This is a genomic window from Streptomyces solicamelliae, assembly GCF_045348655.1.
Taxonomy (GTDB): domain Bacteria; phylum Actinomycetota; class Actinomycetes; order Streptomycetales; family Streptomycetaceae; genus Streptomyces; species Streptomyces solicamelliae.
This window is the reverse complement of the sequence record NZ_CP160404.1, coordinates 896,048-917,357: the sequence shown is the minus strand read 5'-3', so window position 1 is coordinate 917,357 and position 21,310 is coordinate 896,048. Positions and strand designations below refer to the sequence as shown.

Genomic DNA, 21,310 nt, shown 5'->3' with positions numbered 1-21,310 from the left:
GGCCTTTCCTTCTCCTCCGGAGGAGCTGCCACGGCGGATCCTGCGGTCCGAGATGCTGCTGGTGCTCGCCCTGTCGCTGGGCGCCAGCGGAGTGTCGGCGCTGATCAGCTTCATCGGCTCGCTGACGAAGCCGGGCGGCCTCAAGGACCAGGCGGCCACGCTCAACGGCTCGTACGCCCCGGACCGCCCCTGGCTCGACCTGGCCTGGCAGCTCTTCGGCATCGCGAGCGCCCTCGTGCCGGTCGCCCTCGTGGCGCATCTGCTGTTCCGCGAGGGCGCCGGGATGCGGGCCATCGGCTTCGACCTGAAGCGCCCCTGGCAGGACCTGGGCCGCGGCGCGCTGATCGCGGCCGGCATCGGCAGCGCCGGGCTCGCGTTCTATCTCGCGGCGCGCACGGCCGGGTTCAACCTGACCGTGGTGCCCGAGGCGCTGCCGGACGTCTGGTGGAAGTACCCCGTCCTCATCCTGTCGGCGATCCAGAACTCCGTCGTCGAGGAGGTCATCGTCGTCGGGTACCTGCTGCGCCGCCTCGACCAGCTGGGCTGGACCCCGTGGGCGGCGCTCGCGGCGAGTTCGGTGCTGCGCGGCTCGTACCACCTGTACCAGGGGATCGGCGGCTTCGTCGGCAACGTGGTGATGGGCGTCGTGTTCGTCCTGCTCTACCGCCGCTGGGGGCGGGTGGGCCCCCTGGTGGCGGCGCACGCCCTGCTCGACATCGTCGCGTTCGTCGGGTACGGGCTGCTGGCCGGCCGGGTGGACTGGCTGCCGACGGGCTGAGCCGTCAGGCGCGCAGCTCGCCCTCGATCACCGTCACGGCGTGCCCCGTGAGCAGGGTGCGCTCGCCGCGCAGCCGGGTGCGCACCATGCCGGTACGGGCGCCGCCCTGTAGACCGGTGAGGTCCTCGCGGCCGAACCGTCCTGCCCAGAACGGGGCGAGCGCGGTGTGGGCGCTGCCGGTGACCGGGTCCTCGTCGATGCCCACGCCCGGGAAGAAGCCGCGGGAGACGAAGTCGTAGCCGCGCTCGGGCTTCTCGGCCGCCGCGGTGACGATGATCCCGCGGTCGGACAGGCCCTTCAGGGCCGCGTGGTCCGGCGTGATGCTCCGTACCGTCTCCTCGTCGTTCAGCTCGACGAGGAGGTCGCCGATGTGGGCCGCGGTGTCGTGCACGGAGACGACCTCCGCGCCGAGGGCCGCGGTGAGCCCGGCGGGGGCCGCGACGGGCTTCAGCTCGGAGGTGGGGAAGTCCATCGTGATCGTGCCGTCGGCCTCGGCGGTCGCCCCGAGGATGCCGCACCGGGCGGCGAACCGCACGGTCCCCTCGGCCCGCTCGACCGTGTTGATGACGTGCGCGGTGGCGAGCGTGGCGTGGCCGCACATGTCGACCTCGGTGGTCGGCGTGAACCAGCGCAGCGCCCAGTCGGCCTCCCCGCCGGGCGGCAGCGGGTGGGCGAAGGCCGTCTCGGAGAGGTTCACCTCGGCGGCGACCTTCTGCAGCCAGTGGTCGTCCGGGAACGAGTCGAGGAGCAGCACGCCGGCCGGGTTGCCGGCGAACGGGCGGTCGGTGAAGGCGTCGACGATTCGGATGCGCATGGGGAGACGGTACGGGCTCCGGGGAGAGACGGACCAAGGCCAATCCGGGACGGCTGGCCCGATGCCGAGCGAACGGGTCAGTGGCGTCGGGTCGGTGGCTCAGGGGCCCTGGGGCTCAGTGGCCCGGCCTGCAGCAGATGGAGGACGCGATCGCGGACTTCGTCACGCGCCACACCGCTTGACCGCTCCCGCCCCCGGTGTCCCGGTTCGTTCGGCTCGATGCTTGCTCAACGAAGTATTCCGATATATCGTCGAAGCATCGCGACAGATCGACGATGGAAGGAGCGTAGCGATGCGTTCACAGGGACACGACCACGAGTACGGCCGCGGACACGGAAACTGCGGCCCCGGCCATCGCGGATGGGGCGGCTTCGCTCGCGGCGACTTCGAGGCGCGGCGCGCGGCCTTCGGTCCGTTCGGGCCGGGCTTCGGGGGACCGTTCGGCGGCGGCCGCGGACGCGGCGGCGGCCGGGGGAGGGCGCGGCGCGGCGACGTGCGCGCCTCGATCCTGGCGCTGCTGAAGGACCGCCCGATGCACGGTTACGAAATGATCCAGGAGATCGGCGAGCGCAGCGGCGGGGCCTGGAAGCCCAGTCCCGGCTCGGTCTACCCGACCCTCCAGCTCCTGGAGGACGAGGGGCTGATCGTCAGCGCGAGCGAAGGCGGCAAGAAGCTGTTCACGCTCACCGACGCCGGCCGCACCGAGGCCGAGTCGGGCCCGGAGGCCCCCTGGGAGGAGGCCGGGCGCAGTGTCGACTGGGATGCCGTGAACGAGATCCGGCAGGCCGGCTTCGGCCTGATGGAGGCGTTCGGGCAGGTCTGGAAGACCGGCGACGCCGACCAGCGGCAGAAGGCCGTCGAGGTCATCAACGAGGCGCGCAAGAAGCTGTACCTGATCCTGGCCGACGAGGACTGAGTCGACGGCTCATGATGAGCGGAGGGCCCCGCGGCGATCTGCCACGGGGCCCTCCGCCGTCTCCGGGGGAGTCAGGCCACCAGGCCCGCCAGCTTGCGCAGCGACTCGTTCAGCGCGGCCGTCGCCGAGTCCTTCAGCTTGCCCGCCATCAGCGAGACCGCCGCCCCGGTGAACTCGCCCTCGACGCGGACGGTCGTCGCCCCGCCGTCCGGCGTCAGCGCGTACCGGGTGCCGACGATGACACCCATCGGACCCTTGCCCCGGATCGCGAGGACCCGCGCGGTCTCCAACTCCTCCACCGTCCACTGCACCTCGGCCGGGAAGCCCATCAGCTTCATGTTCTCGACGAAGGTGGCGCCGGCCGCCAGGTTCTCCGGGCCTCCGTTCGGGAAGCTCGTGTGGGTGGCGTTCCACTCGCCGTACGCGGTGAAGTCGGTCAGCTGGGCCCAGACCTTCTCGGCCGGTGCCTCGATCCGTGCCTCCGCGCTCACTTCGGCCATGCGACCACCCCTTCTCGTCGGGCTTCCGGTGTCGCGGAACGTAGCCGGGCGGGGTCGAACATTCAATACTGATGAACCGTCAGATTCTGTGTGCGCGCGCCTCGTTCAGCTCTGGCGGGCCAGTTCCTCCGAGCCGCCCACCCAGCGGATCTCGGCCGCGTCGAACCAGTCGGAGGCGCGCGGCCGGCCGTCCTCCTCGTGGCAGTGGTAGGCGGCCCAGAAGAGGTCGGCGGGCAGCGCCTTCCGCGGGGCGTACACGCGGTAGACGTACTGCCGACCGTCCACGGCGACAAGAGCGACCATCCAGAACATACTTCTAGGACGAATTCCACCGGGGTCGTGGTTGCGTCTGGGGTGCGAGGCAAGGCGGCGCGCGCCGCACGCACCGAATCCGCGCGATCTCATCCCCAGGGAGGAGGGTGCGGGCGTCGTTGCCCACCTCACGTGGGATGCGCAGATGATGCTCGGCGGGGATGTTCCGGGCGCCCGGGGATGGTGAGGTGGAAGGGTGCACCATCCTGTCCCGCGGATTCCCGCCCAGCCCACGCCCTACCGCGTCGCGATCGAGTCCCGGCTCACCGTCGAGCTGGCCATGGCCGTCGCCGGGGCGCGCCGGCGAGCCCTGCGGGACGGGGACCGTCAGGTCGACACCGCGCATCTGCTGCACTCCCTCGTCGAGTCCGACCCCGCCGTCCGCGCGGCCTTCGCCGGCCAGGCGCAGGTCTCCCGGGTGCTCGGGTACCTGGTCCAGCGGAGCATCGGGTACGGGCTGCGCTGGCGGAGGTCCGGCCCCAAGCAGCAGCCCGGCTCCGCGTCCAGGGACGTCGAGGTCGCGCGTGGCCCCGGCGGGCCCGGCGGCTGGTCGCCGGCCGCGGCCGCCGCCATGGACGGCGCCCTGGCGCGGGCCGCCCGCCGCGGCGATCCCCGCGCCGCCGGGCTCGACGTGCTCGACGTCCTCGTCGCCGACCCCGACTGCAGGGCCGTCGAAGTGCTGCGCCGGGCCGGGGTCGACCCCGACGCGCTGACCGCCCGGATCGCGGAGCTGTCTCAACAGGTGTAACGGGGGTTACGCACCTGACGGCGCCCTGTCATGATGGCCCGATGCACGCGTCTCAGGGGAGAAGCGCCGGCCTGGGACTCGCCCTCGCTTCGGCCTTCGCATTCGGTGGATCGGGAGTGGCGGCCAAGCCGCTGATCGAAGCGGGACTCGACCCGCTGCACGTGGTGTGGCTCCGGGTGGCCGGCGCCGCCCTCGTCATGCTGCCGGTGGCCTGGCGCCACCGCGATCTGCTGCGCCGCAAGCCCGCCCTGCTCGCCGGCTTCGGCCTGCTGGCCGTGGCCGGTGTCCAGGCCTGCTACTTCGCCGCCATCTCCCGCATCCCCGTCGGCGTCGCGCTGCTCGTCGAGTACCTCGCGCCTGCCCTCGTCCTCGGCTGGGTGCGGTTCGTCCAGCGCCGGCCGGTGACCCGGGCCGCCGCGCTGGGCGTCGTCCTCGCCGTCGGCGGTCTCGCCTGCGTCGTCCAGGTCTGGTCCGGGCTGAGCTTCGACCTGCTGGGCCTGCTGCTCGCCCTGGCCGCGGCCTGCTGCCAGGTCGGCTACTTCGTCCTGTCCGACCAGGGCAGCGACGAGGCCGAGCCCGCCGACCCGCTCGGCGTCATCGCGTACGGACTGCTCATCGGTGCCCTCGTGCTCACCGTGATCGCCCGGCCGTGGGGCATGGACTGGTCCGTGGTCACCGGCGTCGCGCACATGGACGGCGCGGAGGTGCCGGCCTGGCTGCTGCTCGGCTGGATCGTGCTGATCGCGACCGTCGTCGCGTACGTCACCGGCGTGCTGTCCGTACGCCGGCTCTCGCCGCAGGTGGCCGGCGTGGTCGCCTGCCTGGAGGCCGTGATCGCGACCGTGCTCGCCTGGGTGCTGCTCGGCGAGCACCTGGGGGCGCCGCAGCTCATCGGCGGCGCGCTGGTGCTGGTCGGGGCGTTCATCGCGCAGTCCGCGACGCCCAAGGCGGCGGCCCCGGAGCCGGTGGCCGGGTCCGGGGCCGCCGAGCGGGAAACCGAGTTGTCGGCCGGACGAACCGCCCCTTAAGGTGCCGATCATGCATGCGACCGTGCTTCCGCCTCCCGCCGCCTAGGCGCGGGCGGCACCCTCCCGACGTAGACCAGGCCCGGTGGCGTTCGCCCCCGGGTGGTCCGTCGCTGCCCGTGCGGAGTCGAGCGACCCTCACCCGTCTTCCCACGGAGAACGAACCCACGTGTCGAACCACCTGTCGCACTCCCCCCTGCCCGCGGTCGGGCGGAGCCTCGTCTACCTCGTCGTCGCCGGCATCGCCTGGGGCACCGCCGGCGCCGCCGCGTCCCTGGTCTTCCGCGCCAGCGACCTCGGCCCCCTCGCACTGTCCTTCTGGCGGTGCGTCGGCGGACTCGTCCTGCTGCTGCCCGTGCTGTTGCTGCGCCGGTCCCGCGCGACGGCGCCGGCGTCCGTGACCGTCGAACCGCAGGGCCGGCGGCTGCTGCGGATCCTCGGTACGGGCATCGGCCTGACCGTCTTCCAGAGCGCCTACTTCGCGGCCGTCGAGGCCACCGGACTCGCCGTCGGCACCGTCGTCACGCTCGGCGCGGGCCCCGTCCTGATCGCCCTCGGCGCGCGAATCCTGATGGGCGAACGGCTCGGGCGCGGCGGCGCCACGGCCGTGGCCGGCGCGCTCGCCGGGCTCGGGGTGCTCGTGCTCGGCGGCGGCAGCGCCGAGGTCCGCCCGCTGGGCGTCGTCCTCGCCGTGCTCTCCGCCGCCGGGTACGCGGCGATCACCCTGCTCACCCGCTGGCTCGGCCGGGACGGCGGCGGCGTGGACTCCCTGTCCACCACCGCGTGGGCCTTCGCCATCGGCGCCGCCGGGCTGCTGCCGATGGCCGCGTTCGAGGGCCTGCTCCCGCACACCGGACGGCCGCTGGAGGTCATCGGCCTGCTCGTGTACGTCGCCGCCGTGCCGACGGCGCTCGCCTACGCGCTGTACTTCGCCGGGGCGGCCGTCGTCCGGGCGGCGACGGTCTCCGTGATCATGCTCCTGGAGCCGGTGAGCGCCGCGCTGATCGCGGTGACGCTGCTCGGCGAGGAACTCACGGCGGCCACCGTCGGCGGCACGTTGCTGCTCCTGACCGCGGTGACCGGACTGGCCGCGGCCGAGGCCCGCACGGCGGCGGCCCGTCGCCGTGCGGCACCGGCGGCGACGGCGTGACGGAGGCGACGGCGCACACGCCGTGAGGGTGGGCGCGGACCGGGGCCGTCGGCCAGGGCCGGGGCTGTCGACTAGGGCTTCCGGCCGCGCTCCGTCTCCGGGCGGCGGCGCACCTGGTGCGCGTGCGCGGCCGCGTCGCCCGGACCGCCACGGCTCAGCAGTCCGGCGGCGATACGGTCCTGCACGGCGAGCGGCTTCTTGTGCGCGTACTTGAACTTGGCGCGCACGTCTGTCACCGCGAGGTCCAGGACCCGCAAGCCGGGCAGCAACCGCCCGAACGGCGCCTCGCCCGGACAGACCGGGGCGGTGCCGCCCTGCGGCTGGAAATGCGCCACCTGGCGGTTCAGCAGCCGGGCCTTCTCGGCGGGGTCGTCCACCACCCGCGCCGTGCAACGGAGTTGGACCGCCGCGTAGAACGAGGTCGGCGTGCCGTGCGCGGCCGGGGCGCCCTCGGGGGCGGCCCAGGTGCCGGGCACGAAAACGTAGTCGTCCACGACGCTCAGCACGACGTCCGGACAGGTCTCCAGGGCCGCCCACAGCGGATTCGGCCGGGCGAGGTGGGCGATCACCCGGCCGTACGGGCCGGGCTCGGCGTCGTACCGGAAGTGCATCGGCTGCACCCACGGCGGCTCGCCCGGCAGGCCGTTGACCGCGAGCTGGCCGAAGTCGTGGCCGGCCAGCCAGTCGCGCCACTCGCCCTCGTCGTGGGCCGCGTCCCAGGGGTGGATCAGCACGGGCCGGCCCTCACAGCGCCGTCAGGTAGTCGGGCAGCGCGACGTCCGGGGCCAGGGTCTCGGCCGGGATCGGGCTGCCGTACACGGTGCTCAGGGGGACCACGCCGGTCCAGTGGGGGAGGCCGAGGTCCGCGGGGTCGTCGTTCGGGCCGCCGGTGCGGACCTTCGCGGAGACCTCGGTGAGGTCGAGGCGGAGTACGGCCGTGGCGGCGAGCTCCTTGGCGTTCGCCGGGCGGGAGTCCTGCGAACGGCCGGGGACGACCTGGTCGACCAGGGCGTTCAGGGCGTCGTGCAGCTCCTCCGGGTCGGTGACCCGGTGGGCGGTGCCGAGGACCACGACGGAGCGGTAGTTGAGCGAGTGGTGGAACGCGGACCGGGCCAGGACCAGGCCGTCGACATGGGTGACGGTCAGACAGACCTCGAGCCCGGGGTCGGCCGACCGGGCCTGGCCGGAGCCGGTGGAGGCGTGCACGTACAGGCGCTCGCCGATCCGGCCGTACAGCGTCGGCAGCACGATCGGCTTGCCGCCGCGGACGAAGCCGAGATGGCAGACGTACGCCTCGTCGAGTATCGAGTGGACCAGGTCCTGGTCGTACGAGATGCGGTCGCGGCTGCGGCTCGGGACGGTCCGCTCGGTGGGCTCGTATCCCGTCTTCGACATTGCGCTCTCCATTGCACTAGTGCATAATCTGGTTTGTGCTAGGAGAGTATCGGATCGAAGGGCGTCGCGCATCGGAGATCGCGGCCAGCGTGGAGCGCGGGGTCGGCTCGGGGGCTCTGCTGCCCGGTCAACTTCTGCCGCCCATGCGGGAGTTGGCGACGGAGCTCGGCGTGAACCCGAATACGGTCGCGGCCGCGTACCGCACCCTGCGGGAGCGCGGGGTGATCGAGACCGCAGGCCGGCGCGGTAGTCGCGTACGCCCCAAGCCCGCGACCACGGCCCGCGGCACGATCCGCGTCGAGGCCCCGGCAGGCGTGCGCGACGTCGGCGCGGGCAACCCCGAGCCCGCGCTGCTGCCCGACCTCGGCGCGGCCCTCGCCGAGGCCGCGCGGCGCAATGCCGAGCGGCCCGTGCTGTACGGGGAGCGGGCCGTGGACGAGGAGTTCGCCCGGCTCGCCCGTCTCGCCCTGGACGCCGACGGTGTGCCGGACGGGCCGATCGCGGTAACCTCGGGCTCCCTCGATGCTGTCGAACGCGTGCTGAACGCGCATCTGAAGCCGGGTGACGCGGTGGTGGTCGAGGACCCCGGCTGGGGAAGCCTGCTCGATCTGGTCCCCGCGCTCGGGCTGCGGCCCGTGCCCGTGCCCGTGGACGACGAAGGGCCGCTGGCGGAGGAGGTCGGACGTGCGCTGCGCGGCGGGGCGCGGGCCGTGATCGTCACCGCCCGGGCGCAGAACCCCACCGGTGCGGCCGTCACCGCGGAGCGGGCCGCCGCGCTGCGCGCGGTGCTCGCCGCACACCCCGCGGCGCTGCTCGTCGAGGACGACCACGGTCACGGCATCGTCGACGTGCCGCTGCACCCGCTCGGCGGCGTCACCGACCACTGGACGCTGGTGCGTTCGGTCGCCAAGGCGTACGGGCCCGACCTGCGGGTCGCCGCGCTGACCGGCGACCCGGTGACCCTCGACCGGGTCATGGGGCGGCAGCGGCTCGGCCCCGGCTGGGTCAGCCACCTGCTGCAGCGCACCGTCGCCCACCTCTGGACGAGCGGCGCGGTCGACGCGGCGGCGGTGGCCGGCTGGTACGGGGAGCGGCGTGACGGACTCGTGCGGGCCCTGGCGGCGCGCGGCGTGCGGGCGCACGGGGTGACCGGCATGAACGTGTGGGTGCCGGTCGCGGACGAGACGGGGGCGGTGACGCGGTTGCTGGCCGCGGGGTGGGCGGTGGCGCCGGGGGCGCGGTTCCGGGCGGCGGCGGGGCCTGCGGTGCGGGTGACGGTGTCGGGGCTCGCGGTCTCGGACCTCGAGCCCCTGGCCGACGCTATCGCCGCGGCGGCGGGGCCGGGGCAGGCGCGGGCGTACGGGTGAGTGCGGCGGGCTCTCGGTGGGGGTGCGAGCCGGGGCCGGAGGCGCCCGCAGGGGCGCCGTCCGTCGTGCCCAGCCGTTCCGCCCCGGGGGCACCTCCCGGACGGAGTCCGCGGGAGGAGCGATTGCCCACGACGGCGGGGACGCGGGTCTGCGTCAGCGCCGCACCCGCCAGGACGATCACCGCGCCCACCGGCGTGTTCCACGCCAGGGACTCGTCGAGGAGGGCCACGCCTGCCACCGTGGCGATGACCGGGATGAAGTACGTGACCATCGAGGCCGTCGTCGGGCCCACCTCCGCGACCATGCCGTACTGGAGGAGCATCGCGTAGCCCGTGCCGAGTGCGCCGAGGGCCAGGACGGAGAGGAGGGGGAGCGCGTCGAACGACGTCGGGAAGGTCGTGAACACCGGGGTGACGACGGCCAGCTGGATCGTCGCCAGGCCCACCTGGGAACCCGCGAGGGAGAGGTTCGAGGCCGGGTTGCCGGCCAGCGTGCGGCGCACGTAGATCCAGCCGACCGCGTAGCTGAACGAGGCGAGCAGGGCCATCGCCGTGCCGGTCGCGTCCAGGCCGGAGAAGCCCTGCCAGGCCCCGAGTACGGTCAGGACGCCGACGAAGCCGATGCCGAGGCCCGCCGCCCGCAGCCGCGTCGGACGGTCCTCCGAGAGCGCGACCAGCGAGAGGAGCATGCCCCACAGCGGCGTCGTGGCGTTGCAGATGCCCGCCAGCGTGGACGGGATGGTCAGCTCCGCGTACGCGAACAGCGAGAACGGCAGCGCGTTCAGCAGGAACGCCGCCACCGCCAGATGACCCCATGTGCGCAGCCCGCGCGGCAGCCGTTCGCGCTTGACCGCCATGGCGACGGCCAGCACCGCCGTGCCGAACAGGAGACGGCCGAAGGTCACCTGGAAGGGCGCGAAGCCCTCGTTGCCGACCTTGATGAACACGAAGCTGAAGCCCCAGATCAGGGCGAGGGCGGCGAAGCGGAGGCGCCAGTCGACGGTACGGCGGGTGCGGGTCATGACGTCAAGGGTGGCGCTCCACACGTCGTAGAACAAGCGAGAATTCCTGCGTGCTTTCTCGTAGCATTGCTTACATGTTGAACCTGGAGCGCCTGCGGACCCTCGACGCCCTCGCCCGCCACGGCTCGGTCAGCGGCGCCGCGGACGGCCTGCATGTGACGACCTCCGCCGTCTCGCAGCAGCTGTCCAAGCTGGAGCGCGAGGTCGGCCAGCAGCTGCTCGCCAAGAACGGCCGGGGCGTCCGGCTCACCGACGCCGGCCGGCTGCTCGCCGAACACGCGGCCCGGATCCTGTCCCAGGTGGAGATGGCCCAGGCCGACATCGAGGCGCAGCGCGGCCGTGTCGTCGGCGAGGTGCGCATCGCGGCCTTCCCGACCGCCGCGCGGGGACTGTTCCCGGCCGCCCTGCGCGCCCTGCGCGTCGACCACCCCGAGCTGCGGGCGCGCACCAGCGAACTGGAGCCCGAGCGCGGCATCCGCGAGGTGCTGCGCGGGGACGCCGACCTGGCGATCGTCCTGGACTGGAACAACAAGCGGATGCCCGTGCCCGGCGGTCTGGCCCGCGCCCATCTGCTCGACGACTCCGCCGATGTGGCGATGCCTCTCGACCACCCGCTCGCCGACCGCTCCGAGGCCGACCTGGTGGACTTCGCCGACGACGACTGGGTGTCCTGGCCGGAGGGCGAGTTCTGCTACGAGTGGCTGATGTTCACCCTGCGCTCCCAGGGCATCGAGCCGCGCATCGCCCACCTGGCCGGCGAGCACCACACCCAGCTCGCGCTGATCGCCGCCGGGCTCGGCGTCTGCGTCACACCGCGCCTCGGCCGCGGCCCGGTGCCGGACGGTGTCGTGCTCGTGCCCGTACGGCAGCGGGTGCGCCGGCACATCTACGCGGTCTGGCGGATGGACGCCGACCGGCGACCGTCCATCCGCGCGGCCGTGCAGGCGCTGCGCGAGGCGGGCCGGGTGGCAGGGGAGTAGAGGGGGAGCCCCGTATTCGTCCCTCGTCCCCGTCCCCGTCCCCAGCTCAGAGCCCGGCCAGTTTGCGGAAGTCCCAGGAGGCGACGGCGTCCGGGGTGAGCCGCAGCCAGGCGTGCCGGCCGTCGTGCGGCATCTCGTCCAGACCGAAGTTCTTCCGGGCGAACAGCCGCTCCGGCACGTCGAGTTCGGGGCACGGCTCGCCGGTGCGCGGGGCCTCCCCGACGAAGACCGCGGTACCGGACAGCTCCACGCCGCGCAGTTCGCCGTACTCCTCGCCGGCGTCGACGACGACCGCGAGGTGCGGGTCGCGGCGCAGCTCCGCCCAGCGGCGGCTGCGGGTGATCGAGTACAGCCACAGCGAGGTGCCGTCCCAGGCGAACCACAGGGCGCTGACGTGCGGGCGGCCGTCGGCGGAGACGGTGGCGACCCGGCAGGTGCGCTGCTCGGCGAGGAAGGCGTCCATCTCCGCCGGCGTCATCATGATCCTGCGTCCGCGGCGCTGTGTGACGGCCATCTGGCGTGCCTCCCCAATGAACTGACGATTCGTCAGTGAAGCATGGGCGCTCTTCCGTCCTGACGCAATGGCCGTTACCGTCGCGCGACCGGGAATCAGGACGAAGGGCAAGGAGGACGTCATGGCATCGCACTCCGTGTCGCTCGAGGAACAGCTCGATCCGGCCACCACCGTGCTGCTCACCGTCGAATGCCAGCAGGGTGTCGTCGGACGGGACGGCGCCCTGCCCGAACTCGCCGCGGCCGCCCGCGCGTCGGGCGCGCTGCGCAACATCGCCCGGCTTGTCGCCGCCGCCCACGAGTCCGGCGTGCAGGTGGTGCACGCCGTCGCCGAGCGACGGCCCGACGGGCGGGCCGCCAACACCAACGCCCGGCTGTTCCGCGCCGCCGCCCGGCTGCCGGTGCAGCAGCACACCGGCAGCACCGCCGTACGGATCGCCGAGCCGCTCGAGGTCGCCGACGAGGACCTCGTCGTCCGGCGGCTGCACGGGCTCTCCCCGCTGGCCGGCACGGACGTCGACCCGCTGCTGCGCAACCTCGGCTGCCGCACGCTGATCGTCACCGGCGTCTCCGCCAACGTGGCGATCCCGAACGCCGTCTTCGACGCCGTCAACCTCGGCTACACGGCCGTCGTGCCCGGCGACGCGGTCGCGGGCGTGCCGGCGGAGTACACCGCCGAGGTCCTCCGGCACACCCTCGCCCTGGTGTCCACGGTCACCACCACCCAGCAGGTGCTCGGCTGCTGGAAGCGGTCGGGCCGCGTCACGCGAGCGTGATCGAGTCCCCGTCGACCGTGATCTGCGCCGCGGGCAGCGGCCGGGTCGCCGGGCCCTGCTTCACGCTGCCGTCCGCGGCGGAGAAGGCGCTGCCGTGACAGGGGCAGGTGATCGTCCCGTCGACGACGTCCTTCACCGCGCAGCCCGAGTGGGTGCACGAGGAGGAGAACGCCTTGAACTCCCCGGCCACCGGCTGCGTCACCACCACACCCTGATCGGCGAACACCTTGCCGCCGCCCTGCGGGATGTCCGAGGTCTTGGCCAGCACGGCCCCGCCGCCCCCGCCCTTGGGGGCGTCGTTCCCCGCGGCCCCGGACGTCCCCGACGCACTGCCGGACGTCCCGTAGCCAGAGTCCCCCGAACCACCGCATCCCGCCAGAACCCCGACCAGCCCGGCCCCACCCGCCGCCGCGACCACCGTCCGGCGCGCCACTCCGCTCATCCCAGCTCCCCTGACTCTTCCGGTTTCCTGCGTTCACGAAGGAGTACGGGCGCGACGCGGGAAGCGTTCGACGAGAAGAGCGAAAAGGCGGGTGAGTCTCCTGAGGAGGCTCACCCGCCCGTTCTTCCGCGACCTGTGCGATCAGATCAGATCAGGTCAGATGGATCTTCAGCTGTTCGTTGTGCTCCGAATGCTCCACCACGACGCCGGTGACCGGGTCACCGACCTCGGGCCGGATCACCACCGAGTCGTCGGCGGGGTCCTTGTGCATTCCGGCGAGATCCGCGACCACCCCGGAGGGTCGTGTGCCCTCGGCCGAGACGAAGATGCCGAACGGAGCGACCCTCGTGACGGTCCCCTTCAGGGACGAGCCGACCGGATACTTCTGCTTCGTCGCGGTCCACTCGTCTGTCACTTGTACCAGTTTCTGTCGTAGGTGTTGAGCCGGTCGAAATCGGTGTTGGGAATGGGGACCTCGACATCGGGCCCGCCCTCGTAGGCCTTCTCGTACTGCTTGAAGTAGCGATTGTAGTCGTCCTCGGGAATACGGATCTCGATGACGCCTTCCCCGTAGTACCTCGCGTACTTCTCCTCGACCAGGCTGTACCGCCGGCCGAAGTAGGCCTTGCCGTCGTTCTCCGCGTCCTTGGGGAAGTCGGCGGCCCGATAGCCGTTCGCGTACTGGTCGGCTCCCTTGCCGCGCCCGGGCGCCTTGAACAGGGAGATGTAGCCGTCCCGGTCGGAGTACTTCTCCTTCTTCGGCGTCGCCGGGGTGCTGGGCGCTGGCGCCGGGGCCGGCTTCTTCTTGGGCATGACGCCCGGGGAGGGCTTGGCCGGCGCGGTGGGGCTGGTCTTCCTGGTCACCAGGTCGGCGACCAGGCTGGGCAGCGTGTACGTCCACTTGTCGGTGTTGTATCCGTGGCTCGCCACCCAGTTGTCGAACTGCGTGCCGTAGTCACAGCCCGGCGTTCCGGGACCGCCGTCGCCCCAGCAGTCGCCGTCGACGAGCCAGCCGCCGTACTCCGCCGCGTGCGGGACGTTCGACACCAGGCCGTAGAAGACCTCTCCGGTGCCCATGAAGATGCCGTTGGCGGTGTCCGCGATGGCGTCGCCGGCGGCCTCGCACCAGTCGATCCCGAAGCAGTGGCCGTCGAGTTCGACATTGCTGACCGGGTTGCCGCCGGAGAAGGCGTACCGGTTTCCGGTGTACGGGTCGCTGCCCAGCCGCATGTCGGCGAGGGCACCGTTGTACATGTCCCGGGTGGTGAAGCGGTTCAGGCCCGGGTTGTAGTCCCGGAAGCCCATGTCGTACGTGCCGGAAGCGGCGTCCCAGCGCTTGGAGTTGAAGCGGTACGGGTTGTACGCCTCCTTGTCGGGCTGGCCGGCCTCGGGCTTGTCGATGCCGGTGAACTCGGACGCGTCGTCTTTGCCGTAGGCGGTGTAGCCGTAGGTCGCCTTGGTGTCACCCGCGCTGTCGGTGAGGATCTCCGCGTCGGTGTGGCTGTTGTAGCCGTAGACCCCGAGCTCCTCGGTGCCGTCGCTGTTGTGCTTGATCTGCGACAGGCGCTTGCCCCACGGGCTGTACTGGAAGGACTTGGTGATCTCACCTGCCACCCGCTCGTCGAGCACCTCGCCACTCGTACCGAGGTAGTTGTAGTCGGTGGTCTTGGTTCCCTCGGTCTTGGCGGTCTTGCGGTCCAGCGGGTCGAAGGTGTACTTCGTCGTCTTCGACGTGCCGTCACTCTGCAGCTTGGTGTGCTCGACGACGTGGTCGAAGCCGTCGTAGGTGTTGTCCTCCAGGGTCTTGCCGCCACCCGTGACGTTGTCCAGACGCCCGTACGCGTCGTAGTGGTACGTCGCGGTGGAACCGCCCGTGGTCGAGGTGTCGAGCCGGTTGCGGTCGTAGTCGAAGGTGGTCTGGACGCCCTTCACCGTCTGGTTGATGACGTTGGCGTTGTTGTCGTGGGTGTACGTCTCGGTCGCCGCCCCGTTGCCGGTCTTGGTGACCTTGGCGATCCGCTCGGCCGGGTCGTACGTGTAGGTGCTGGTGCTCTCGAGGTACGCCGCGTGGTTGTCGGCGTTCATCTTCTTCGCCACGTCCTGCGCCTTGTTGCCGTTGGCGTCGTACGTGTACGAGTGCGAGGCGACCAGCGCACCGCCGGACTTCTTCTCCGTGGTGCTCTTCAGCTCTCCGTTGAGGAAGTAGGTGTAGTCGACCGTGTTCTTGTTGGCCTTGGTCTCCCGCAGCATCTGGCCGCGGTCGGTGTAGGTGTACTCCGTCACCTCGGGGGAGGCGTCCGTCGGCGACTTGCCGACCTTCGCCGATTTGACCAGCTCGCGCAGGTCATAGGTGAACTGGGAGTACTGGTCGGGGTGGGTGACCGACTCCGTCTGGCCGTTCACGTCGTACACGTACGACGTCGTCTTCTTCGCCTCGCCGGCCAGAGCCTCGGTGACCTTCTCGACCTGGTTGAGGCCGGTGTAGGTCATCGTGTACGCGTCGATCCTGGCACCGGCGGAGGTGTCGTCGATCGACGTGGTGTTGCCGTTGGCGTCGTAGGCGTAGGCGAACGACTTGCGGTCCGTGCCCGCGGACGGCGCGTCCGTACGGGTCTTCATCGACCCGTCCGGCCAGTAGGCGGTCGTCATGGTCCGGGACGGCGAGCCGCCCGCACCGGTCAGGGTGCGCCCGGTCTGCCGGCCCACGCTGTCGTAGGTGTACGAGGTCCGGATGTCCCAGGCGTCCGTGGACGTCTTCACCCAGCCGTTGTCGAAGTAGGTGTAGTCCGTGTCGATGCGGACCGTCTCACCCGAGGACGGCGGTGCCGAGACCTTGCTCACCTGGCCGACCGCGTCGAACACCGTCTGGGTGTAGACGTTCGGGTTGTTGAAGGTGGCGTCGGCCGGGTCGTACGGCTGGTACTGCTTCACCGCACGGTTGAGCTTGTCGTACTCCGTACGGAGGGTGAAGTCCTCCGTGGCGGCGGTGTTCACACCGCGCGGGGTGACGACCTTGGTGCGGTTGCCGACCTCGTCGTACTCGAACTTCGTGGTCCGGACCGTGGTGCCCTCGTAGGGCTCCTTCTTCTCGACGGGCATGGCACGCTCGTCGTGGACGACCTCGGTCTTGTTGCGCTCCTTGTCCGTGGCCGCGATGACCAGCGAGTCCTTGTCGTACACCGTGGTGGTGTACTTGCCCGCGGCGTCTGTGCCCTTGACGACCCGGTGGTTGAGGTCGTAGGTCGTCTTCGCCGTGTAGTCGGTGGTGTCCGCGGTGGCGTTCTTCCGCGGGTCGACGACCGTCACGACGTTTCCTACGTTGTCGTACTCGTAGGAGATCTTGTCGCCCTCGGCGTCCACCACGCCGGTGAGCTGGTAGATCGCGTCGTACTGGTTGGTGGTGACGAAGTCCGTGGCGTCCGCGGTGGTCGCGACGCCCTTCGGCTCGGTCGTGGTGCTGAGGTTGCCGACCTTGTCGTAGGTGTACTTCGTGGTGCGGCTGACGTTGTTGTTGTCGGGGCCGGTCGACGCGGTGACGGCGTCCGCCGCGTTGTAGACGGCCGTGGTGACGGCGCCGGCCGGGTCGGCGGACGAGGTCACGTTGTCGTTGGCGTCGTACACCGGCGCCGGCGTGGTGATGTAGACACCGGCGGCCTGGTCCTTCGGCACCCTGCTGACGAGCGGGCGGCCGAAGGCGTCGTAGGTCTGCGTGGTCGTCTTCTGCAGGGCGTCGGTGACCGAGGTGACCTGGCCGCGCACGTCGTAGACGAACTTCGTCGCGTGGTTCTCCGCGTCGGTGGTCGTCTTCGGGTAGCCGGACGCGTCGAAGTCCGCGTTCGTCGTCGCGTTGCCGTTGGCGTCGACCGTCTTGGTCTGCTGGCCGTACGCGTCGTACTCGTACGTCGTGGTGTAGTCGTCCACGGTCGCCGTGGCGACACCCTTGGGGTCGGTGACCTTCGTCAGGTTGCCGAAGGCGTCGTAGCCGAACTGCCAGGCACGGCCCTCGCGGGACGTCTTGCGGACGAGGTCGGCCGAGTAGCCGTCCAGACGTGTCTGGTACGCGAACTGGGCAGCCCCCGGAAGAGCGGCCCCGTTCGCCGGGTCGCAGTAGTACGTGGCGATGAGCTGCTCGGACTGCCAGGTCTTGGTCGTCTCCGCGTCCCAGTCACGCAGCGGGAAACCGGTCTTCTGGTCGTAGCAGAACGCCGACTTGGCGCCGTTGGCCTCCTCGATGTACGTGACGTTGTTGTCCGCGTCCCAGTTCATCCTGGTGGTCTCGGACTTGGCGTTCGTCACCTTCACCTGGCGGCCGAAGTCGTCCGTCACGTAGTCCGTGGCGTGCGACTCCGCGTCGGTGACCTCGGTGTCGGTGAACTTCGAGTTCGAGGCGTTCGCCGCGTAGGCGTACGACGTGTCGTTGTTCAGCCGGTCGGTGATCTTCTTGGTCCACCAGTGGTACTTCGGGTCGTCACCGGCCGAGGGCGCGTAGTACGCCATCGCCGTGGAGTTGCCGCGCGGGTCGGTGGCCTTGACGAGCTTGACGTTCTTGTTGCCCTGGGTGGCGTCGTACTCGAAGCCGAAGACCTTCGGCTGGGACGAGCCCACGCCGTCGGTGATCTTGGTGAGCAGCCCCTTGTCGGAGTACTCGAAGGTCAGCTTGCGCAGCGAGATGTCGGTGATCGACTTGATGTGGTCGACGATCTTCGGGCTGCTGCTGTCGGTCTTCGTGTAGTAGTCGATCGTCAGCGACTGACGGCCGGTGGGGTCGGTGATGTACTTGAGGAACTTGGTCGGCTTGTTGTTGGACTTCCGCTCCTCGTACGTGTACGTCTGCGTGTTCCCGTTCTTCTCGATCAGCGACGTCATGTAGCCGTCGCAGCCGAAGACGAACCGGGTGCCGTCGGGGCGCGTGAGCGTCCAGGCGTCGGGGACCGGGTCCTTGAGCGGGGTGCAGTCCAGACCGGGCTTGGACGTCAGGTTGTAGTGGACACCGGCCGGGGCCTTCCAGGAGCCGTCGGCCTGCTTGCGGAAGACGTGGGTGGTGCCGTCACCGTCCGGGAGACGGATCTCCGTCGGGTGAGGGTTCGGGTGGAAGTCCAGCGCCGCGCCGAGCCGGATCGGGCCCGAGGCCTGGAACGACCAGCCGTGACCGGAGACCGTGTCCGACGTGTCCTGACTGTTGTACGCGAAGCGGGCGAAGGTGGTGACACCGCGGCCCGGGTTGGTGAACGCGTTGTACTGCCAGACGTTGTTGCCGGACGCCAGGTTGTTCATGACCGACGAGCCGGCGCCGGTGTTCTTGCCGGTGTAGGCGTAGAACTTCTCCATGCCGAGCTGGTTGGAGGTGGGGTCCTCGACCGCGACGTTCTGCTTCAGACCGGGGATGCCGGAGGTGCTGGAGATCCAGGTGCCGGTGGTCTTGTTGAAGAGGTCCCAGGTGAGGATGTAGTCGGTGCGCTTGTTGCCGTTGTCCGAGTTGATCGGTGTCTTGACCTGCGCCTGGAGGCCGACGGTGTCGCCGGGGACGATGTCCTTGGGCAGGGCGGTCTGGACCTGGTTGCCGCCGTTGGTGACGTCGGTGCCGTCGGGCAGCGTCCACCGGTAGGACAGGACGTGGTCTGCGGTCGTCCAGTTGGCGGCGGTGGTGTTGGTGAGGGTGAAGTCGACCGTGTAGTCGCTGTTCGGGGTCATGCGCGCGGGGGTCTGGGGCGCGTAGTACGTCGACTCGGTGGTGGAGTCGATGTACGTGACCACGATGCGCGGACGCAGGCGCTGTTCGGTGCCCTCGGACGACAGGAACAGGGTGCGTTCCTGCGAGGCGGTCTCGTCGGCCATCTTGATGACGACGCCCTGCTGGGAGGCGGGGGTGGTCACCCAGGACTGGGCGAGGGAGGTGATGCCCCAGTCGTGACGGGCCGGGTCGTTCGTCTTCGCGCCCGTGTCACCCACGACCGCGCCGAAGTCACCGCCGGCGGTCGTCCAGTTGGTGGTGGCGTTGGCCTTGACCCAGGTGGCGTTCTCGTCGAAGTCCCGGGTGAGCGGCCGCAGTTCGTAGAGCGCGCCGGCGGCGTCCGTGGCGGTCTGGGTGGACCACAGGCGGACCTTGGCGTCGAGGACGCGGGCCGTCTGCGGGATGCCCAGGGCGGGGAACTTCAGGACGGCGCGGGTGTCGCCGTAGGTGAGGGAGTTGTTGCCGACGCTCAGCCAGTTCTTCGGGCCGCCGTCGTCGATCGTGTCGTGCGTCGACGTGGTGCGGGCCGAGGACAGGGTGGTGTCCTGGGTGGCGTCCATGACCTTCGTCGTCCGGCCGGCCTTCGGCAGGCGGACGAGCTGGGTCGGGGCGCCGACGACCTGTCCGTCGTTGGTCTTGACCGCGACCATGTAGTAGTACGCGCGGCCGTACGGGTCCGGGTCGTCCGCCTTCGTCGGCGTGGCCGACGTGTCCGTGTAGGACGTCGTACCGGACGCGACCGGGGAGACGAGCGTCGCGGCGGACGGGGTGAAGGTCTGGTTGATGGACCGGTGGACCTGGTACTCGGCCAGGTCGTCACCGGTCGCGGTGGACGGGTCGGCGTAGGCCGACCAGTTCAGCTCCGCGCCGGTGTCGTGGATCGTGGTGGGGGCGGCGAGGTCGACGCCCTGTCGGCCGAAGGTCAGCACGAGGCGGGGGTAGTTGGCGGTCTCGCCGCCGTACCCGAACTCGCTGCCCTCGTACCGCGGACCGCCCTTGGGGCCGTTCGCCGTCTCGTCGCTACCTTGATCACGAAACCGTTGTTCGTGTACGTGCCGTCGATCCACTGCTGGACCGTCTTGGTCACCGGGAACGAATGCCAGGTGTTCAGCTCACCGGGCTGCTTGGTGACCACACCGCCCTTGGTGAACCGCATCGCGTCCGCGAGAACGGCCGTCGTGGTCGAGGCGGGGCCGTCACCGAGGACGACCTTGCCCAGCGTGCCCGCCTTGAACGGGTGGCTGCCGAGGGTCTTCCACACACCGCCGGTGCCGGCGGCCTGGTTGACCGTGTACGCCTTGGTGCCGCCGTTGTAGGTGACGGTGTACGGCGCGTTCGTCGCACGGTCGGCGGCCGGGACGTAGTGCGTCTCGACCTGGTAGGTGCCGTCCTCCGGCAGGCTCGGCTGCCAGGTGTAGGTGTCACCCGCGACCGAGTCCTTGTTGTACATGTACGTCTGGTTCACCGCGTACTGCGTGTACGCCGTGTTCCCCGACGCCGGCCACGAACCCACCGCAGCCGTCCGACCCGCCTCACCGTTGTCGACGAGGACGGAGGTGCCGGACAGTTCGCCGGTGAACGTGTTCGCGCTGTTCCAGGTGGCCGTGTCCTCCTGCCACGCCTGGGTCGCGCGGTGCGCCTCCAGCTGCACCTCCGTGTCACCGGTGGTGTGCGTCTGGTCGAAGTACAGCTTCAGATCGGCGGAGTCCAGCTTCGTCCCCGCCGCAACACCCGTGATCGGGAAACGGATCAACGCACGCGACGCGCCCGTCGTCGTGTTGCCGACCGACAGACGCCAGTTGTCCTTGTAGTTCGTCCCCGGACCGTCCGACGAGATCATCACGTCCTGCGCCGTCGACGGCGTCGGAGCGATCGCGATCGTCGGATCGATCGTCACGGGATACGCGCGCTCGGGGGCCGCCAGCCACTTCGCATCCGGAGTGACGGCGAGCGTCCACGCCTTGCCGGCCCGGGTGAGCTTCTGCGTCACGGCCGGGCTGTAACCCGTCTTCGCGTCCGTCATGAACGCCGACGGGATCACGAGGACCGGATCCGCGCCCTCACCGAAGAACGCGATCGAGCCGTCCTTGTTCGCCTTCGGCGTCAGACCGCCCGCGTCCAGGGTGAACGTGTACGACACCGGACCCGACGGCTTCGCGTCGAGAACGATGTTCTCCTTCACCCGCCCCGGACCCACCACGTACGACAGGTCCGCGCCACCGACCGCATCCTTGTAGGTGACGGTGTCCCCGGCGGCGACCGGGGACAGCTTCCCCGCACCGCCCTTCAGCCCCAGCGTCACCGTGTGGCCGCCGGCCTCGAACCGCAGCAGCCGGCCCGCGTCCGAACCGAACGACGTACGCGCGGCGTTCGTCGTGTTGACGAACGGGAAACCCGCCGTCCCGCCCGGCGTGACCGTCGGATCGATGTCCTTCCAGGACGCCCCCGACCGGTACCCCGTCGGCACCGCCGACACCTCGGCCTGCACCCGACCGTCCGACAACTGCCAGTACCGGGCGTTCGCGGTACGCCGCCCGGTCAGTTCCCCGACGCGCTTCGGCTTCGGGGCCGCCTTGCCCTTCGGGAGCTTCTCCCGGACCGGGAGCGTCGGTGTCCCGCCGGTCTGCGGGGCTTCCGGCAGGCCGTCCTCGTCGTCCGAGAACCAGCCGTCGAAAACACTCCCCGTACCTTCGGTGTCGTCACTCGAAACCGGGGCCGCATAAGCGACTTGTGGCAGCATGGTCCCGGCTATCGCCGAGGCCACGAGGCAGGCTATTACCCGCCCGTGTTTCGTTCTCACGCCATTCCTTCCATCGGCACATCCGTGCTGACCAGGCGCGAT

17 protein-coding genes and 1 pseudogene are annotated in these 21,310 nt (G+C 70.8%); 8 read left to right on the top strand and 10 right to left on the bottom strand.

Annotated elements, in window-relative coordinates:
• The first annotated feature begins 52 nt into the window (after positions 1–52).
• A complete protein-coding gene (locus ABZO31_RS04255) occupies positions 53–778 on the top strand; it encodes a CPBP family intramembrane glutamic endopeptidase (RefSeq protein ID WP_406865249.1) in 726 nt (241 codons plus the stop codon).
• 4 nt (positions 779–782) lie between these two features.
• Here ABZO31_RS04255 and ABZO31_RS04250 read toward each other — a convergent pair whose 3' ends face one another.
• The gene (locus ABZO31_RS04250; RefSeq protein ID WP_406859594.1) at positions 783–1,592 is read right to left on the bottom strand and encodes a PhzF family phenazine biosynthesis protein; all 810 of its coding nucleotides are present in this window, start codon (positions 1,590–1,592) and stop codon (positions 783–785) included.
• A gap of 292 nt (positions 1,593–1,884) precedes the next feature.
• Between ABZO31_RS04250 and ABZO31_RS04245 the strand changes: the two genes are divergently transcribed.
• Positions 1,885–2,508 (top strand): PadR family transcriptional regulator, encoded by a 624-nt coding sequence (locus tag ABZO31_RS04245; protein WP_406859593.1) that lies wholly within the window; start codon positions 1,885–1,887, stop codon positions 2,506–2,508.
• Between the two features lie 71 nt (positions 2,509–2,579).
• Here the strand turns inward: ABZO31_RS04245 and ABZO31_RS04240 are convergent, their stop codons facing one another.
• On the bottom strand, positions 2,580–3,008 hold the full coding sequence (locus tag ABZO31_RS04240; RefSeq protein WP_406859591.1) for an SRPBCC family protein: 429 nt from the start codon (positions 3,006–3,008) through the stop codon (positions 2,580–2,582).
• Between the two features lie 105 nt (positions 3,009–3,113).
• The gene (locus ABZO31_RS04235) at positions 3,114–3,320 is read right to left on the bottom strand and encodes a hypothetical protein (RefSeq protein WP_406859590.1); all 207 of its coding nucleotides are present in this window, start codon (positions 3,318–3,320) and stop codon (positions 3,114–3,116) included.
• A gap of 196 nt (positions 3,321–3,516) precedes the next feature.
• Between ABZO31_RS04235 and ABZO31_RS04230 the strand changes: the two genes are divergently transcribed.
• The 3 genes from ABZO31_RS04230 (at position 3,517) to ABZO31_RS04220 (ending at position 6,243) form a co-directional block, all read left to right on the top strand.
• Positions 3,517–4,068 carry a Clp protease N-terminal domain-containing protein gene (locus ABZO31_RS04230; RefSeq protein ID WP_406859589.1) on the top strand — a complete coding sequence of 184 codons (552 nt, stop codon included), beginning with the start codon at positions 3,517–3,519 and terminating at the stop codon, positions 4,066–4,068.
• A gap of 41 nt (positions 4,069–4,109) precedes the next feature.
• Entirely contained in the window at positions 4,110–5,096 is a 987-nt protein-coding gene (locus ABZO31_RS04225; protein WP_406859587.1) for an EamA family transporter, read from the top strand.
• A gap of 166 nt (positions 5,097–5,262) precedes the next feature.
• Complete coding sequence (locus ABZO31_RS04220; RefSeq protein ID WP_406859585.1) at positions 5,263–6,243, top strand: DMT family transporter; 981 nt, start codon at positions 5,263–5,265, stop codon at positions 6,241–6,243.
• A 71-nt stretch (positions 6,244–6,314) separates the two neighbouring features.
• Here the strand turns inward: ABZO31_RS04220 and ABZO31_RS04215 are convergent, their stop codons facing one another.
• Both ABZO31_RS04215 and ABZO31_RS04210 read right to left on the bottom strand, forming a co-directional pair.
• Complete coding sequence (locus tag ABZO31_RS04215) at positions 6,315–6,977, bottom strand: FMN-binding negative transcriptional regulator (protein ID WP_406859584.1); 663 nt, start codon at positions 6,975–6,977, stop codon at positions 6,315–6,317.
• Positions 6,978–6,987: 10 nt separating this feature from the next.
• Positions 6,988–7,638 carry a pyridoxamine 5'-phosphate oxidase family protein gene (locus ABZO31_RS04210; RefSeq protein ID WP_406859583.1) on the bottom strand — a complete coding sequence of 217 codons (651 nt, stop codon included), beginning with the start codon at positions 7,636–7,638 and terminating at the stop codon, positions 6,988–6,990.
• A gap of 35 nt (positions 7,639–7,673) precedes the next feature.
• Here ABZO31_RS04210 and ABZO31_RS04205 point away from each other — a divergent pair, with 35 nt between their 5' ends.
• Positions 7,674–9,005, top strand: coding sequence for an aminotransferase class I/II-fold pyridoxal phosphate-dependent enzyme (locus ABZO31_RS04205; RefSeq protein ID WP_406859582.1), 1,332 nt, complete (start codon positions 7,674–7,676; stop codon positions 9,003–9,005).
• Here ABZO31_RS04205 and ABZO31_RS04200 read toward each other — a convergent pair.
• Positions 8,959–10,026: a DMT family transporter gene (locus ABZO31_RS04200; RefSeq protein ID WP_406859581.1), complete on the bottom strand. Its 1,068-nt coding sequence runs from the start codon at positions 10,024–10,026 to the stop codon at positions 8,959–8,961. The two genes, ABZO31_RS04205 and ABZO31_RS04200, sit on opposite strands and share 47 nt — an antisense overlap.
• A 74-nt stretch (positions 10,027–10,100) precedes the next feature.
• Here ABZO31_RS04200 and ABZO31_RS04195 point away from each other — a divergent pair, with 74 nt between their 5' ends.
• The gene (locus ABZO31_RS04195; RefSeq protein WP_406859580.1) at positions 10,101–11,006 is read left to right on the top strand and encodes a LysR family transcriptional regulator; all 906 of its coding nucleotides are present in this window, start codon (positions 10,101–10,103) and stop codon (positions 11,004–11,006) included.
• 46 nt (positions 11,007–11,052) lie between these two features.
• Here the strand turns inward: ABZO31_RS04195 and ABZO31_RS04190 are convergent, their stop codons facing one another.
• Positions 11,053–11,520: a pyridoxamine 5'-phosphate oxidase family protein gene (locus ABZO31_RS04190; RefSeq protein ID WP_406859579.1), complete on the bottom strand. Its 468-nt coding sequence runs from the start codon at positions 11,518–11,520 to the stop codon at positions 11,053–11,055.
• A gap of 121 nt (positions 11,521–11,641) precedes the next feature.
• On the opposite strand from ABZO31_RS04190, the gene ABZO31_RS04185 reads away from it, so the two are divergent.
• A complete protein-coding gene (locus ABZO31_RS04185; RefSeq protein WP_406859578.1) occupies positions 11,642–12,295 on the top strand; it encodes a cysteine hydrolase in 654 nt (217 codons plus the stop codon).
• On the opposite strand, the gene ABZO31_RS04180 is transcribed toward ABZO31_RS04185, so the two are convergent.
• The 3 genes and pseudogenes from ABZO31_RS04180 to ABZO31_RS04170 form a co-directional block, all read right to left on the bottom strand.
• Entirely contained in the window at positions 12,282–12,737 is a 456-nt protein-coding gene (locus tag ABZO31_RS04180; protein ID WP_406859577.1) for a Rieske (2Fe-2S) protein, read from the bottom strand. The genes ABZO31_RS04185 and ABZO31_RS04180 overlap by 14 nt on opposite strands.
• 151 nt (positions 12,738–12,888) lie before the next feature.
• Positions 12,889–13,152 carry a hypothetical protein gene (locus ABZO31_RS04175; RefSeq protein WP_406859576.1) on the bottom strand — a complete coding sequence of 88 codons (264 nt, stop codon included), beginning with the start codon at positions 13,150–13,152 and terminating at the stop codon, positions 12,889–12,891.
• Between the two features lie 674 nt (positions 13,153–13,826).
• A pseudogene (locus tag ABZO31_RS04170) lies at positions 13,827–21,208 on the bottom strand (DNRLRE domain-containing protein); the annotation flags it as partial.
• Between the last annotated feature and the right edge of the window lie 102 nt (positions 21,209–21,310).

Bases quoted from the DNA above. Each gene is read 5' to 3' on its own strand.
- ABZO31_RS04180 (WP_406859577.1), bottom strand. From the start codon at position 12,737: ATGAGCGGAGTGGCGCGCCGGACGGTGGTCGCGGCGGCGGGTGGGGCC.
- ABZO31_RS04255 (WP_406865249.1), top strand. From the start codon at position 53: ATGCTGCTGGTGCTCGCCCTGTCGCTGGGCGCCAGCGGAGTGTCGGCG.
- ABZO31_RS04195 (WP_406859580.1), top strand. From the start codon at position 10,101: ATGTTGAACCTGGAGCGCCTGCGGACCCTCGACGCCCTCGCCCGCCAC.
- ABZO31_RS04235 (WP_406859590.1), bottom strand. From the start codon at position 3,320: ATGTTCTGGATGGTCGCTCTTGTCGCCGTGGACGGTCGGCAGTACGTC.
- ABZO31_RS04200 (WP_406859581.1), bottom strand. From the start codon at position 10,026: ATGACCCGCACCCGCCGTACCGTCGACTGGCGCCTCCGCTTCGCCGCC.
- ABZO31_RS04225 (WP_406859587.1), top strand. From the start codon at position 4,110: ATGCACGCGTCTCAGGGGAGAAGCGCCGGCCTGGGACTCGCCCTCGCT.
- ABZO31_RS04250 (WP_406859594.1), bottom strand. From the start codon at position 1,592: ATGCGCATCCGAATCGTCGACGCCTTCACCGACCGCCCGTTCGCCGGC.
- ABZO31_RS04185 (WP_406859578.1), top strand. From the start codon at position 11,642: ATGGCATCGCACTCCGTGTCGCTCGAGGAACAGCTCGATCCGGCCACC.
- ABZO31_RS04245 (WP_406859593.1), top strand. From the start codon at position 1,885: ATGCGTTCACAGGGACACGACCACGAGTACGGCCGCGGACACGGAAAC.
- ABZO31_RS04240 (WP_406859591.1), bottom strand. From the start codon at position 3,008: ATGGCCGAAGTGAGCGCGGAGGCACGGATCGAGGCACCGGCCGAGAAG.
- ABZO31_RS04190 (WP_406859579.1), bottom strand. From the start codon at position 11,520: ATGGCCGTCACACAGCGCCGCGGACGCAGGATCATGATGACGCCGGCG.
- ABZO31_RS04210 (WP_406859583.1), bottom strand. From the start codon at position 7,638: ATGTCGAAGACGGGATACGAGCCCACCGAGCGGACCGTCCCGAGCCGC.